The 12,329-nt window shown below is 64.1% G+C and carries 15 protein-coding genes; 6 read left to right on the plus strand and 9 right to left on the minus strand.

The window, feature by feature from the left end:
- Positions 1-49: 49 nt before the first annotated feature.
- Positions 50-1,030: an ABC transporter permease gene (locus tag NLY37_RS18095; protein ID WP_023735089.1), complete on the plus strand. Its 981-nt coding sequence runs from the start codon at positions 50-52 to the stop codon at positions 1,028-1,030.
- 293 nt (positions 1,031-1,323) lie between these two features.
- Here NLY37_RS18095 and NLY37_RS18100 read toward each other — a convergent pair whose 3' ends face one another.
- Positions 1,324-1,764 (minus strand): lipid-binding SYLF domain-containing protein, encoded by a 441-nt coding sequence (locus tag NLY37_RS18100; RefSeq protein ID WP_023735090.1) that lies wholly within the window; start codon positions 1,762-1,764, stop codon positions 1,324-1,326.
- A gap of 160 nt (positions 1,765-1,924) precedes the next feature.
- Positions 1,925-2,917, minus strand: a complete 993-nt coding sequence (locus NLY37_RS18105; protein WP_023735091.1) for a hypothetical protein — start codon at positions 2,915-2,917, stop codon at positions 1,925-1,927.
- A gap of 198 nt (positions 2,918-3,115) precedes the next feature.
- Between NLY37_RS18105 and NLY37_RS18110 the strand changes: the two genes are divergently transcribed.
- Together NLY37_RS18110 and NLY37_RS18115 are read left to right on the plus strand one after the other, a co-directional pair.
- Complete coding sequence (locus NLY37_RS18110) at positions 3,116-3,784, plus strand: GNAT family N-acetyltransferase (protein WP_031202403.1); 669 nt, start codon at positions 3,116-3,118, stop codon at positions 3,782-3,784.
- 13 nt (positions 3,785-3,797) lie between these two features.
- Positions 3,798-5,009, plus strand: a complete 1,212-nt coding sequence (locus tag NLY37_RS18115) for a cytochrome P450 (protein WP_023735092.1) — start codon at positions 3,798-3,800, stop codon at positions 5,007-5,009.
- Here the strand turns inward: NLY37_RS18115 and NLY37_RS18120 are convergent.
- The 6 genes from NLY37_RS18120 to NLY37_RS18145 all read right to left on the minus strand — a co-directional run bounded on the left by NLY37_RS18120 (position 4,975) and on the right by NLY37_RS18145 (position 9,314).
- Positions 4,975-5,907: a glycosyltransferase family protein gene (locus NLY37_RS18120; protein WP_023735093.1), complete on the minus strand. Its 933-nt coding sequence runs from the start codon at positions 5,905-5,907 to the stop codon at positions 4,975-4,977. The genes NLY37_RS18115 and NLY37_RS18120 overlap by 35 nt on opposite strands.
- Complete coding sequence (locus NLY37_RS18125) at positions 5,904-6,779, minus strand: alpha-1,2-fucosyltransferase (RefSeq protein ID WP_023735094.1); 876 nt, start codon at positions 6,777-6,779, stop codon at positions 5,904-5,906. The genes NLY37_RS18120 and NLY37_RS18125 overlap by 4 nt, the downstream gene beginning before the upstream one ends.
- A 105-nt stretch (positions 6,780-6,884) precedes the next feature.
- Positions 6,885-7,244: a hypothetical protein gene (locus NLY37_RS18130; protein WP_023735095.1), complete on the minus strand. Its 360-nt coding sequence runs from the start codon at positions 7,242-7,244 to the stop codon at positions 6,885-6,887.
- Positions 7,245-7,332: 88 nt separating this feature from the next.
- The gene (locus tag NLY37_RS18135; protein ID WP_023735096.1) at positions 7,333-8,481 is read right to left on the minus strand and encodes an amidohydrolase; all 1,149 of its coding nucleotides are present in this window, start codon (positions 8,479-8,481) and stop codon (positions 7,333-7,335) included.
- 35 nt (positions 8,482-8,516) lie between these two features.
- Positions 8,517-8,948, minus strand: a complete 432-nt coding sequence (locus NLY37_RS18140) for a type II toxin-antitoxin system VapC family toxin (protein WP_023735097.1) — start codon at positions 8,946-8,948, stop codon at positions 8,517-8,519.
- 3 nt (positions 8,949-8,951) lie between these two features.
- Positions 8,952-9,314 carry a hypothetical protein gene (locus tag NLY37_RS18145; protein ID WP_023710841.1) on the minus strand — a complete coding sequence of 121 codons (363 nt, stop codon included), beginning with the start codon at positions 9,312-9,314 and terminating at the stop codon, positions 8,952-8,954.
- Between the two features lie 51 nt (positions 9,315-9,365).
- Here NLY37_RS18145 and NLY37_RS18150 point away from each other — a divergent pair, with 51 nt between their 5' ends.
- The 3 genes from NLY37_RS18150 (at position 9,366) to NLY37_RS18160 (ending at position 11,022) form a co-directional block, all read left to right on the plus strand.
- A complete protein-coding gene (locus NLY37_RS18150) occupies positions 9,366-10,361 on the plus strand; it encodes a GlxA family transcriptional regulator (RefSeq protein WP_023714104.1) in 996 nt (331 codons plus the stop codon).
- 68 nt (positions 10,362-10,429) lie between these two features.
- Positions 10,430-10,711, plus strand: a complete 282-nt coding sequence (locus NLY37_RS18155) for a type II toxin-antitoxin system ParD family antitoxin (protein ID WP_023669694.1) — start codon at positions 10,430-10,432, stop codon at positions 10,709-10,711.
- Positions 10,708-11,022 (plus strand): type II toxin-antitoxin system RelE/ParE family toxin, encoded by a 315-nt coding sequence (locus NLY37_RS18160; RefSeq protein WP_023735098.1) that lies wholly within the window; start codon positions 10,708-10,710, stop codon positions 11,020-11,022. Before NLY37_RS18155 ends, NLY37_RS18160 begins: the two co-directional genes overlap by 4 nt.
- On the opposite strand, the gene NLY37_RS18165 is transcribed toward NLY37_RS18160, so the two are convergent.
- Complete coding sequence (locus NLY37_RS18165; RefSeq protein ID WP_023740859.1) at positions 11,009-12,328, minus strand: HlyD family type I secretion periplasmic adaptor subunit; 1,320 nt, start codon at positions 12,326-12,328, stop codon at positions 11,009-11,011. The genes NLY37_RS18160 and NLY37_RS18165 overlap by 14 nt on opposite strands.
- Between the last annotated feature and the right edge of the window lies 1 nt (position 12,329).

Consider the following 12,329-nt stretch of genomic DNA (forward strand, 5'->3'; position numbering starts at 1 on the left):
GAGGGGGGCGCCGTAGAGCGCCGTCCTCGCAGAACATTGGGCAAACCCCATGAGCACCGCCGCCATCACCCCCGTCCCCTTCGGCCGCCGCATAAAACGCTTCATGGCCGACCGCCCGCTCATTCCGCTAATCATCCTGTTGATCATCCTGGTCGTGATCCTGCAGGTCCTGCGCCCCGGCATCGTCAACGAGCGCTGGATCGCCAACACTATTAAATTCGCCATTCCCTTGGCGATCCTGGCGGGCTGCCAGACCATGACCATGCTGACCGGCGGCATCGACCTGTCGGTCGGCACGGTGGCGACGATGAGCGCCTTCATCATGGCCACGCAAGTGGTCAACCAGGATCCGGCGGTGGCGTTCCTATTGGCGATGATGCCGGCGGTGCTGATCGGCCTCGTCAACGGCATCGGCGTCGGCGTCTTCCGCGTCCACCCGCTGATCATGACGCTGGGCACCAGCCTGATCGGCACCGGTTGCCTGCAGGTCTATCAGCGCACCGTCATCGCGTCGGGCGCAAAAATCCCCGACTTCCTGGCTTGGCTCGGCACCGGCGTGACATGGGGCTTCCCCAACGCGCTGCTTTTGTTCGTGCCGCTCGCCGCCCTCATCGTTTTCACGCTCGCCCGCACCGGCTTCGGCCGCCTGCTCTACGCCGTCGGCGACAATGAGCGCGCGACCCGCCTGTCGGGCGTGCAATACTGGCAGGTCATCACCGCGCTCTACGTCACCTCCAGCGTGCTCGCCGGCCTCACCGGCCTGCTCTATATCGGCCTGATCAAGGCCCCCTCGCTGTCGCTCGCCGAACCGCTGGTGCTGCCCTCGGTCGCCGCCGCCGTCATCGGCGGCACCTCCATCTTCGGCGGCCGCGGCGGCTACACCGGCACCATCATCGGCGCCCTGATCCTGACCGTGCTGACAACACTGCTGACCATCCTGCAGATGCCGGAGGGGGCGAGACGGATACTGTTCGGGCTGATCGTGCTGTTCGTGACGGCGGCGTATTTGCGGATTGTGGAGGAGCGGTAGGCGGCTGGCGCCCGACGCTGCATTGGGCGAAGCTTCCCCATCCAAGGTTCAGGCCAAGCGCACGGGAGCAAGTTCCCCCTCACCCGGATTGCCAACCGAATTGCGAAGGGCAATTCGGGCAATCCGACCTCTCCCCGAGGGGAGAGGAGGGCGCCAGCGTCAACGCCAGCCTCTTCTCCCCAGCGGAGAGAAGGTGGCCGCGAAGCGGCCGGATGAGGGGGCTGGCGCAGCCATAGGCGATTATCATCGCCCCAGACGAGCTTACCCCACCGAGAACGCGAGGGAGCGCCCCCTTACTTCAACGAAATCGCCATCCCGCTCAGATCCGCATTCACCTGCAGCCCCACCTGTCGGCCCGTGAGTTCAAGCGTGGCGCCCTTGTCGTTGGTCATGACGATCACCTGCGCGCCCTTGCCAAGCGCGCCGCCACCGCCGGCCGCGCCATAAACCCCGGTCGCATCCCGCACCCTGCGGATATGGCGCACGGTGCCCCGGAAATAGGTCTTGGAAACCCCGAAGGCGAAGCCGCCCGAAACGCCGCCGATCGTGATGGGATAGGAGCGGCCGTGGAAGGTCAGCGTCCCCTCGCCGCCGGAACCGCCGACGAAGAAGGCCGCCTTGTAGACGGCAAAGCGGATCGTGCCGCTATCGGCATGCGCGGCGCTGGCAGCGCTGACGGACACAGTTGTGATGGCCGCAACCGCGAGCGAACGAAAGCTGGACGAGATGGTCATGGTGGGAGCTCCTCAGGATCGCCGCTTGCCCAACCGGCAGGGCTCGTCGGCGTCGTAACAAACTTGAACAATCTAGCCCGTGATTTGGTTCCAGGCAGGCTGTGACAAGATCCGACGAAACTTGACGTGGTGTACTTTCGGGTTGCGGAGGAGGCGGCGGCTATTTCCTCTTCCTGAGCACTTTTCGCAGCGTTAACTTCAACCGCCTCATCTGGTAATGGCGCCGCAACTTGGCCAGCGCCGACTGGTGGGCGGTGTCGATTGCAGCCAGCGAGCCCGCCTCGGTAGCCTGCGGCAGCGCGAGCAGCGCGTCGGCCTGAAGATCGGCAAAGGGCTTGGGGTCATAGATGGCGAACGGCGTCGGCGGGTCGCTGAGCACGGTGGGGTTGCTGTTGACCTCGAACACTACAAGCCTGCCGTCCACGAAAGTGTAGTCGATGCGGCCATACTGCATGCGGGCTTTTTCGAAGACCTGCATGACCGCATTGGCGTCAGGATTCGTATCGATATAGGTCCTGATTTCTTCGATATGCGCCGGCAGCAATTGCTCGGGCGAATTCTTGACGAACCACGATTTCGACATGGCGCAATGCTGGCCGTAGATCGTATCGCCGACCCGAAACGCCGCGTACTTCCTGAAATAACCGTCCATTCCGGGGGTGCCGATCATCTCCACCACCATCGGCCGCACCAGATCGCTACCGTCCAGCCGGGCGATCGCGGCGTCCAGCGCCGGCCGGTCGTGCAGCAGCGGCGGCTCCCTGTAGAGTGCGCCCGTCTCGTCGCGGATGAAAACGGGATAGCGTATCGCCTCTTCCAGCTCGTCCGGCCTGAACACACGAAAAGCGTTGCTGCCGTCGGCATGAAGCAGGCGCAGCAGGTCGAAGCGCTGCAGGCTGGCGGTCGGGTGATTGAGCTGCGTCAGGCCGGTGTTGTCAGCCAGTTCGGCGCTGATGCCGGCCGCGCGGCTCAATTCGTCCGATGTCAGCCGGTCCATGTCGGACCAGATGACCACCCCGGCGCGAACGCCGCGCAGCAGCCCGGCATCCTCGTAGCGCACCAGCCGGAACCACGCCTCCAGGTCAGTCCGGTGATACAGAAGCACCACCGCCTGCGTGTAGGCGTGCTCCCGGTGCGCGACGTAAAATATCATGCGTTTCCGTTGTCCGTATGTAATTGCAAAGGGGAACCATGATAATTAGACAGGCTTGTGAAAGCCGTGAAATGGTTCTCCATCCGGCATGCGTCAAACAGGAGATAGAACAGGTTGACGTTTCCGTGAAGCTGCAAACCGCATTGGCAAGAAACTGCCATGCGCCATCAACGCGTTAGAAGTCGAGGCAGCCGACACATGAATTTAGACGATGTTGCGATACCCATCCGCCGGTTAGACCTGGAAGACATCCCTTTGCTGATGGAGCTTGAGGCTGCCGCCTGGGCCGCACCGCTGCAGGCGAGCGAAACGACCATCCGCCACCGGCTGGCACTCGGACACACCATGTTCGGCGCGATCGATGGCGATCTGCTTGCTGGCACCATCTGCTTTACCGAGACCAGCCAGGATCCGCTGGTGCGCGCCGATTTCCCCAGGAATTTCGATGCCTATGCATCGCTGCCGCGCAGCGAGCCGGTTTACGCACTTTACGCCTACAATCTCTGCGTCCGGCCGAGCCATCGCGGCTCCAACACGGCGGTGCGGCTCTTGAAGGAGATGGAGAGCCACGGCCGCCGCCTGGGCGCCAGCTGGCTGATCGGCGATGGCCGCTGCTCGTCCTATGCCGGCTCCTCGGGCGAAGAGTATGATCATGTCAAGGCCGATGCGCGGTTCCGCGCCACCATCGACCGCTGGAACCAGACCGGCACAAGACCGCCGCTGGAAGAGATCATCCGCGATCCGCTGCTGCGCATGCACTACCGCGTCTACGGATGCGAGTTCCTCTACGTCATGCCGGACTTCTTCCCGCAGGACGCCACGTCAGGCGGCTTCAGGGTCATTTCAGCCAAGAATCTCAAGGCATGAGATTCGAGCCGTCATGACAGCTCCGCATTTCGATCCGTTCGCGCTCGGCGACGACCCGTTTCCGCATTTCGCCCGCATGCGCGCCGCCGGCGGCATTGCGCGCGGCGTCGCGCCCTATCCCGAGCTGGCCGACGCGCATTATGTGTTCAGCCATGAGCTGGTGTCGGGCGCGCTGAAGCATCCCGCTCTTCTTCAGGCGCCGCCGGGTACATATGAAGAGGTCCGCCGCAAGCTCGTCGACCATGCGCCCATGGCTCTGCTCAGCCGCTCGGTGCTGCTCGCCGATCCGCCTCAGCATGGCGCCTTGCGCCGGCCGGTCGCTGGCTTTTTCTCACGGCCGGCCATCGAAGCGCTGACGCAAGGTCTTCGCGCGCTGAGCCACGAGCTGGTCGAGCGTGCGCTGGCGGATGGCCGCGTCGACGCCGTCGCCGGGCTCGCCGTGCCGGTGTCCTTCTGGCTGCTGCAGGAAATCCTCGGCATCGAGATCGAGGACCCTTGGGCGTTGAAATCGGTGACCCGCCGCATGGCCAGCGCATTCGACCTGCGAAGAGCGCAGCCGCCGGCAGCAAGCGCCGAGGCCTATCGCGAATGCCAAGCTTTTGTCGAGGAGCGGCTGGCTCGACAGGCCTACCGGCCGGACGGAATGGTTGCCGGCATGGTGCGGGAGGTTGCGCAAGGCCGCTGGTCGAGCGGGGACATGGTGGCCAACATCGTCTTCATGCTGTTTGCCGGACAGGAGACTGTCGTCGACGCTCTCGGCAACGCAATTGTTGCGCTGGATCGCTTTCCCGAACAGCGCGCGCTGCTCGAGCGCGGCGCTGTCGACTGGAGCAGCGCGGCGGCCGAACTGCTGCGCTATGGCGCCTCGGTGCAATACGCCGTCGCCCGCATCGCGGCGCAGGACATCGACCTCGGCGACGTCAGGATTGCGGCTGGCGAAGCGGTCGTGCCGGTGCTCGGCAGCGGCAATCGCGACGATGCCGTCTTCGCCGATGGCGACCGGCTGGACCTCACGCGCCCGCCAGCCATGTCGATGACCTTCGGCACCGGCCTGCATGTCTGCCTCGGGCAACATGTCGCCCGTATCGAGATCGCGGCGATGATAGAAGCCCTGTTCACCCGTGCGCCCGGATGGCGGCTCGATGCCGCAAATGCCGAGCGCCGCGCCACGATGTCGTTTCACGGCATGGCTACCGCGCCGCTGATCCTCGACCCCGCTGCGTGAAAAGCGGCCGCGTCTGGGCGATGACCGCCGGGTCGAGCGACCTGACGATTTCCGAAACCTTTGCCCGCAAGGCGCCCACCGTCGCATCGTCGAGCGGATCGAGAATATCGTTCTGATCTCTCGATACCCGGTACTCGTCCAGCGACGGCGCCTCGCTCGACGGCGTGAAGCCGCCGCCGCGGGCATGCTTGTCGGCCAGTTCCTGCCTCGATTTCACGGCATAGTGGCGGATCCAGCCGATCTTCCATTCCATCGGCATGGCCGCCGGGTGCTTGTCGAGCGTCATGCCGTCGACCAGCGTCCTGCGCAGCGAGATGCGGAAACCGTGCGGGTGCGGCATGAACTGCCCGGGATCCCGCAGCGCCTTGCGCAGGACCGAGGACACGCGGGCAAACGACTTCTTCCAGCGCGCGGTCGGGGCGTCATGCGTGCCGCGCCTTTGAAACCGCACCGTCACCAGTTCGTCGTCATAGGCCTCTTTGCCGTCGCTGCCGAAATTCACCCAGCGAAAGGCGACGCTGCGCACGCCCGGGCGGCTCAAAAGCGAGCGGACCAGTTCGGCTCCGCTCCAGGGCGGCGCGTCGAGCGGCTCGAGGAACTCGTCGGCGTCCATGAAGCCCAGATAGCGATAGCCGTGGAGCAATGCCTGCCAGTAAAGATAGGAATAGGCCCGCCGCTGCGGCAGCACCGTGTCGTGTCGCCAGTCGACCAGCCGGATCCAGCCGGCATCGCGCAACGCCTGGAGCACCGCCGTCTGCGGTCCGGCGCTGCAGTTGTCGGCGATCATCAGGTCGAAGCCATGCAGCTTGTGCCAGGCGACCCACTCGATCACATAGGGCTGCTCCAGCTTCATGATCGCGCAGATCACCGGCCTGTTAACGGAAAACGGAATTCTCATCGCAACGCTTTCCCCGCGCCACCGGCTGCTGCTTGAGGCTCGACCTGCCGGAACGGGATCGCGTCGCCATAAAATGCTGCAAGCTGCTCCGAAGAGCCCGTCCAGTCGCCCATGTCGAACTGGTGGAACCGATAGCGCCGGTCGTCAAGCGGCAGCAAGTCGATATCCGGCCTGATGCGCGGGTCGAATATGCCGGCCACCGGCAGATGGATCGTCCGCGCCGAAGACAACCAACCGGCCAGCCAGGAGAAGCTGCTCACCCCCGTGACGAGATGGCTCGCCCGGCGCAGCGTCTCGAAATCCGTCAATGGCGACGCCTTCGGCGCGAAGACAGCATCGGGAAAACGCTGACGCAGGCGCCGGCAATAATCGTTGTCGTCATGGGTCTGGCCGACGAAGACCGGCTTGCGGCCGCTATCCTTGATGAGCGTCTCGAAGAAGCCGAATGGCATCGGGCAATAGTTGCGGTGGAAGCCGTCGAGGATGTCGCCGGCCCGCACATGGATGACGAGAAAATCGTCGCCATGGGTCGGCGCGGCGACGGCACGCCCGTCGAACAGCCCGGAGACCTCGTCCCGGTCATAATAACCCAGCCGCTGCGCGAAGCCCTTGAAGCGGATGCTCCGCGCCCGCCTGTCGCGGAACGCGGCTATGATCCCGTCGAGGTCGTAGCGGTGATAGCCGTCGACCCGAAGCAGCCGGTATTTCCACAACAAAGGCGGCCGCACCCTGGCAATGGACCATTCCGGCAGGTCGGCGTCGCAGACATAGCCACCGGGGATACGCTTCGCCAGCACATGGCAAAACATGTACTGGAACATCTTGTTCGCCATGCCGCCAAACGGCTGCATCACGATGGGCACTTGCCGCATTGGACCCCTTTCGCCAAAGACGGTCATTGTTACCCGAGCTGCGCGGGCCGGTCGACTGGCCTCTGACGCCAAGGGCGCATCATGATCGCCGCCGGCAAGCCACCCTCAGGGATAATGCGTCGGCTTTGGCGCGTAGATCTTTGGATCGAAGTCCAGATCCCTCGGCAAGGGCAGGCTTGAGCACTGCAAATGCACCTCGCGTGCGAGCAGCCGGCGCCGCTTCTGCTCATTCTCCTTGATGGCCGCAACGAGCCCCATGCTGTAAGGCCCAAGCACGACGCCAGCGGCCCATCCGGGATTCTCCTTCTCGCGCCTGTCGTACTTCAAGGCCTCCGTGCGCGCCTGCTGGCATTCCGGCGTTGGCCATTTCGGGTCTTGTGTCGAGAGCGAGGCTCCATACTGGACCGGAGACGATACGCACCCTGCCACTGTCGCAGTCAACGCGACGACCATTGCAATTCTCATCCGCAAGCCCCTCCTAATGTAGGACGCGACTACAAGACGATTCCAGCAGCAAAAAGGCAGCTTCAGGATGCGTATCTTGCATGGGCGCTCAGCCCAGCAGGTTGCGCGCCGTGCGCATGAAGATCTTCGAGCCGATCGGGATCAGATCGTCGGGAAAATCATAGTCGGGATTGTGCAATGACGGGGTGCGCTCGCCCGCGCCGAGGAAGAACATCGCCGACTTCGCCTTGTGGCCGAAGATGCCGAAGTCTTCCGAGGCGCGCATCGGCAGGGCCTCTTCGCTGCGCGCGACACCTTCCTCGTCGAGTGCGCGGTTGAGATGCTCCACCGCATCCGGCGCATTGACGCTGGCGACGAAGATCTCGTGATAGTCGCAGCGCACGGAAAGGTGGTGCTCGCCCGCGATCCTGGCAGCCAGGGCTTCCGCAGCTGCGACCAGCTCCGCCATGCGCTCGTCGCGCCTTGTGCGCAGCGTCGCCCACACCTCCGCATGTCCGGGCGCGATGCCGAACACGGCCTCGCCCATGGTCGCATGGGTGACGGTCACCATGCTGAAATCGTCATCGGCGAAAGTGCCGCGCCCCAGTGCCGGAAGCGCCGGCATCAGCTGGCTGATCGCCGGCATCGGCGACACGCCGGTTTCGGGCATGGAGGAATGCGCGGTCTTGCCCTCCAGCACGATGCGGATGCCGCGCGAGGCGCAGTTGACGACGCCGGGCTTGAGCCGCACCTCGCCGAACGGCACGCCCGGCAGATTGTGCAGCGAGAAGGCGAAGTCCGGCGCGATCTCGCCAAAGCGTGGATCGGCGACGACGCCGGCCGCACCATTGCCGGTCTCCTCCGCCGGCTGGAACATCAAGACGACGCGGCCGCGGGCCGGCCGCTCACGCCCGAGCTGGCGGCCAAGTGCGGCCAGGATCGCGGTGTGGCCGTCATGGCCGCACATATGCGATTTTCCCGGCACCTGCGAGGCATGCTCGACGCCCGAAAGCTCCTCGATCGGCAGCGCATCGATCTCCGAGCGGAACAGCACCGTCGGTCCCGCCTGGCCGCTGTCATAGACCGCCGCCACGCCATGACCGCCGAGGCCGGTCAGCACCTTGTCCGGCGCTGTATCGGCGAGGAAGCTGACGACTTCCTTGGCGGTCTGTTCTTCCTCGTTGGAGATTTCCGGGTTTTGGTGCAGCTTGCGGCGCCATGCCGTCAGCTCGATGATATCGCGATTGGTCAGGGTCATGGCTTGGGCTCCGCTTTGGTGCTGTGGCTGCAAACTCAACATACAATGACCTGTAGATAGTCCGGCGAGGCAAGCCCCTGCATGATTGTGTCGCGGGTGATGATCGGAATTTTTCTTGCTCGCGCCGTCGCGATCAGGTAGCAGTCGCCGGGATCCTTATGCCCCGTATCGGTCACCACGGTCGCTGCCTCGCAAGCGATACGTTGCTTGATCGGGATGATCTTAGATCCCGTTGCTGCAACTGCCTCGGAAAACCATTTCGACGGCGTTCCTATGCCGAGATAGGGCGGGTTCTTGTGCGTCGGCTTATGGGACGCGATCGCCAATTCCCACGCAGTGATTGGGGAAACATAAAGCTTGCCCGCAGTTTGGCTCTCGGCGATTGCGATGAGAGCTTCTTCCGAAAGCGTGCCTGCGGCCGTTACCAGCCAATAAAACGTATGCGTGTCGAGAAGCGCCCCTGGCAAGGATCAACTATCCCTGGGTTTGCGCACCTGGTGAGAGCCGCCTTTGAGGGCTTGATTAGCAATCGGCTTCGTAAGGTCCACACCCTTTTTCAGGGGCAACTGCGACGACTTCATCGAATCAGCACCGCGCACTTCAACGTAGCGGCCGCTGCGGGAATCGCGCACCACCCACTTGCCGGTCAGCTCCTGTTTGGTCTGTGCTTTTGTCATGAACCCAATATAGCGGCAAATTGTTATGGATGCGAGCGGTCTCGGCCTGTTGAAGCCAAAGGCGGTACCGTGACGGCGCATCAGAAAGTCGTCAATCTCATCTCCGACATCCGGTGGCTTCTCCTGAAAAGCGCCGCGTGCTCGCCTGTGCGACATCTTTCGCGATAATTGCTTCCATCCACCCGAAGGAACGGTTTCGGAGCAACAATGGCCAGGCGGTTTGCGTTTCTCTTGGTTCGCGACTTCACGCTGTCGCCGCTGTCGCTGTTCATCGACACGCTGCGGCTCGCCGGCGATGAAGGCGACCGCAGCCGCCGGATCGAGTTCGACTGGGAGATCGTCGGCGAGCGTGGCCTGCCGATCCGGGCGAGTTGCGGTGTCGAGTTGCTGCCGACCAAGGCGATCGGCAATCCGCAGGAGTTCGACAATGTCGTCGTGGTCGGTGGCCTGCTCGACACCAACCGCAGCCTCAGCTCCGAAAAGGAGGCCTTTCTGTTGCGGGCGGCCGAAAAGGGCGTGCCGCTGACGGCACTCTGCACCGGCAGCTTCGTGCTCGCGCGCTACGGTCTGCTCGATGGCTACAGTGCTGCCGTCAGCTGGTTTCACATCAAGGATTTCCGCAGCCAATTCCCTGATGTGAACGCCCATGCCGACAGCCTGTTTTCCGTCGATAGGGGCCGCTCGACCTGCGCCGGAGGCACGGGTGCGGCCGACCTTGCCGGCCATTTCGTGTCGCAGTTCATCGGCCGCAAGGCTGCGGAAAAAGCCGCCAAGATCCTCGTGCTCGACCGCATCCGCTCGAGCCTGGATGTGCAGCCCGTCGGCGATCTCTTTCCGGCCGCGTCGAGCCGAGCGGTGAAACGGGCGCTGCTTCTGATGGAAAGCAATCTCCAGGAGACGCTGTCGGTCGCCGAGATCGCGGGCCGGTTGCAGTTATCCCGGCGCCAGCTTGAGCGGCTGTTCGGCGCCGAGCTCGGCATCGGCCCGATGGCCGCCTATCTTGCGCTGCGCGTACATCAGGCCAAGTCGCTGCTGGAGGGGAGCGACTTGGCAATCGGCGACATCGCCTACCGCTGCGGTTTTCCCAATGCCGGCCATTTCAGCCGTGTCTTCCGCCATCAGACCGGTATCACGCCGACCCATCTCAGGCATCCGAACCGAATGTCCGGTGTCTTTGCCGACGGCAAGGGGAGCGGTCCCTAAGCCTATATTGGGGCGTGCGATCTCGCCGTTGGTATGATAATATCATACCAACCTGATAGGAGGGATCCATGTCCGCCACCGAAAAACGCACCTTCAGCCTGCCGGCCGAGCAGGCTGCTTTCATCGACCAGCTCGTTCGGTCCGGCACATACGCGACCAGCAGTGAAGTGATCCGCGCCGGTCTTCGCGCATTGCAGGAACGCGACGCCGCCGTGGAGCGCTGGCTGCGTGAGGAGGTCGCGCCGACCTATGATAGGTGGAAGGCAGACCCCTCCCAGGCCATCCCGGCCGACAAGTCTTTTGACAGCATCCGCGCACATCACGCAGCTCGCCTCAAGGGGAACGTGTGAAGCGCCGGCATGTTGTCCTTTTGCCGGAAGCCCAGACGGACCTGTTATGGATATACGATACGGTCGCTCACGCATCCGGCAACCTCACCGCCCTTCGCTACATCGAGCGGATCGAGCGATTTTGCCTGGGTCTCGACCATGCCTCGGAACGCGGAACCCTAAGGGATGATGTGCGGCCGGGGCTTCGCATCGTTGGCTTCGAGCGCCGCCTGACTGTGGCCTTCACCGTAGAAGGCGACCAGGTGGTGATTCTCAGGGTGTTCTACGGCGGCGTCAACTGGGAGGACGAGTTGGCGCCTATCGCTCCGTGAACGCCCGCGCGAACGAGTCCAGCATCGGCCGCGCCAGATATTCGAGGAAGGTTCGGTCGCCGGTGCTGATAAACGCCTCGACCGGCGTTCCCGGGTAAAGCTGCTCGGCTTTCACGCCCTGCGGCAGCGTGTCGGTGATCTTCAGCCTGGCGCGGAAATACGCCTCATGCGTGGTTTCATCGATCAGCCGGTCGGCGGAAATTTGCGTCACCGTAGCCGGGACCTCAGGGGTGAGGCGCGCGTTCAGGGCGGACAGCCTGAGCTTCGCCGGCTGGCCGACGCGAACCAGGTCCACGTCTTTCGGCCGCAGCTTCGCGTCGACGATGAGGCCCGACGCGGTCGGCAGGATCTCCATGATCTTCTGCCCCGGCGCAATCACGCTGCCTTTGGAGTTGTAGATCGAGGATACCACGATGCCGGCTGCCGGCGCCTTGATCGTCGTGCGCCCCAGCACCGCCTCGGCTGCGGTGATCTGTTCGCCGATGTCGGCCAGGCTGGTGCGAACCTCGTCGAGCTTGGTCAGCGCGTCCTCGACGCGCTGCGTGGTCGCGCGCTCGACCTGCGCCTGGGCTTCGACGATCTGCGTCTTGGTCGCTGCGATATCCGCCTCCAGCGCGCCGGCCTGGCCGACCAGATCGGCCTCGCTGCGCAGAAGCTGCGAATATTCGCTGCGGTTGGTTAGACCCTTGTCGAGCAGGCCGGTCTTGATGCCGAGTTCCTTCTTCACGATCTCGGCCTGTTGCTGGATGGCGAGTTTCTGCGCCTCCAGTCCCAGCGCCGACTCACGATGCATGGCGACGCGCTGCGCCAGGATCGACTGCTCGGAGCGGAACCGGGCGAGCCTGGCCTCGAACTCCTTCTGCTGTTCGTGCACCAGATTGTCGAAATCGCGCTGGAACGGCGCGGGTGCTGCTTCGGCGATCGGCGCCAGCCTGTCCGATCCGTCGCGCTCGGCCTCAAGTCGCGCGGCACTTGCCCTGAGCGCGATCGTCTGTCTGGTCAGCCGGTTGAGGTCGGTCTCGGCCGCCCTGCGGTCGAGCAGGACCAGCGGTTCGCCTTGTTGCACGCGGTCGCCTTCATGCACCAGCAACTGCTCGATGATGCCGCCCTCGGGGTGCTGGATGAGGATGTTGCCGCCCGTCGCCGAGATCGTGCCGGAGGTGATCACCGCGCCGGAGAGCGGCGCGTTCGCCGCCCAATGGCCGAAGCAGCCGACGAAGAGCGCTATGGCCACGTAGCCGACGACGGCCATGCGGCGGAAGTCGGTGCGCGGTCGACCTTCGAAGGCGAGGCTCTGCTGCATCATC

The sequence above is a fragment of the Mesorhizobium sp. C395A genome, assembly GCF_030323205.1.
Classification (GTDB): Bacteria; Pseudomonadota; Alphaproteobacteria; order Rhizobiales; family Rhizobiaceae; genus Mesorhizobium.

What these genes read in the sequence shown, in the direction of transcription:
- NLY37_RS18105 (WP_023735091.1), bottom strand. Translation starts at nt 2,917, where the DNA reads ATGATATTTTACGTCGCGCACCGGGAGCACGCCTACACGCAGGCGGTG.
- NLY37_RS18130 (WP_023735095.1), bottom strand. Translation starts at nt 7,244, where the DNA reads ATGAGAATTGCAATGGTCGTCGCGTTGACTGCGACAGTGGCAGGGTGC.
- NLY37_RS18110 (WP_031202403.1), top strand. Translation starts at nt 3,116, where the DNA reads ATGAATTTAGACGATGTTGCGATACCCATCCGCCGGTTAGACCTGGAA.
- NLY37_RS18100 (WP_023735090.1), bottom strand. Translation starts at nt 1,764, where the DNA reads ATGACCATCTCGTCCAGCTTTCGTTCGCTCGCGGTTGCGGCCATCACA.
- NLY37_RS18095 (WP_023735089.1), top strand. Translation starts at nt 50, where the DNA reads ATGAGCACCGCCGCCATCACCCCCGTCCCCTTCGGCCGCCGCATAAAA.
- NLY37_RS18145 (WP_023710841.1), bottom strand. Translation starts at nt 9,314, where the DNA reads ATGTCGCACAGGCGAGCACGCGGCGCTTTTCAGGAGAAGCCACCGGAT.
- NLY37_RS18125 (WP_023735094.1), bottom strand. Translation starts at nt 6,779, where the DNA reads ATGCGGCAAGTGCCCATCGTGATGCAGCCGTTTGGCGGCATGGCGAAC.
- NLY37_RS18165 (WP_023740859.1), bottom strand. Translation starts at nt 12,328, where the DNA reads ATGATGCAGCAGAGCCTCGCCTTCGAAGGTCGACCGCGCACCGACTTC.
- NLY37_RS18150 (WP_023714104.1), top strand. Translation starts at nt 9,366, where the DNA reads ATGGCCAGGCGGTTTGCGTTTCTCTTGGTTCGCGACTTCACGCTGTCG.
- NLY37_RS18115 (WP_023735092.1), top strand. Translation starts at nt 3,798, where the DNA reads ATGACAGCTCCGCATTTCGATCCGTTCGCGCTCGGCGACGACCCGTTT.
- NLY37_RS18135 (WP_023735096.1), bottom strand. Translation starts at nt 8,481, where the DNA reads ATGACCCTGACCAATCGCGATATCATCGAGCTGACGGCATGGCGCCGC.
- NLY37_RS18120 (WP_023735093.1), bottom strand. Translation starts at nt 5,907, where the DNA reads ATGAGAATTCCGTTTTCCGTTAACAGGCCGGTGATCTGCGCGATCATG.
- NLY37_RS18155 (WP_023669694.1), top strand. Translation starts at nt 10,430, where the DNA reads ATGTCCGCCACCGAAAAACGCACCTTCAGCCTGCCGGCCGAGCAGGCT.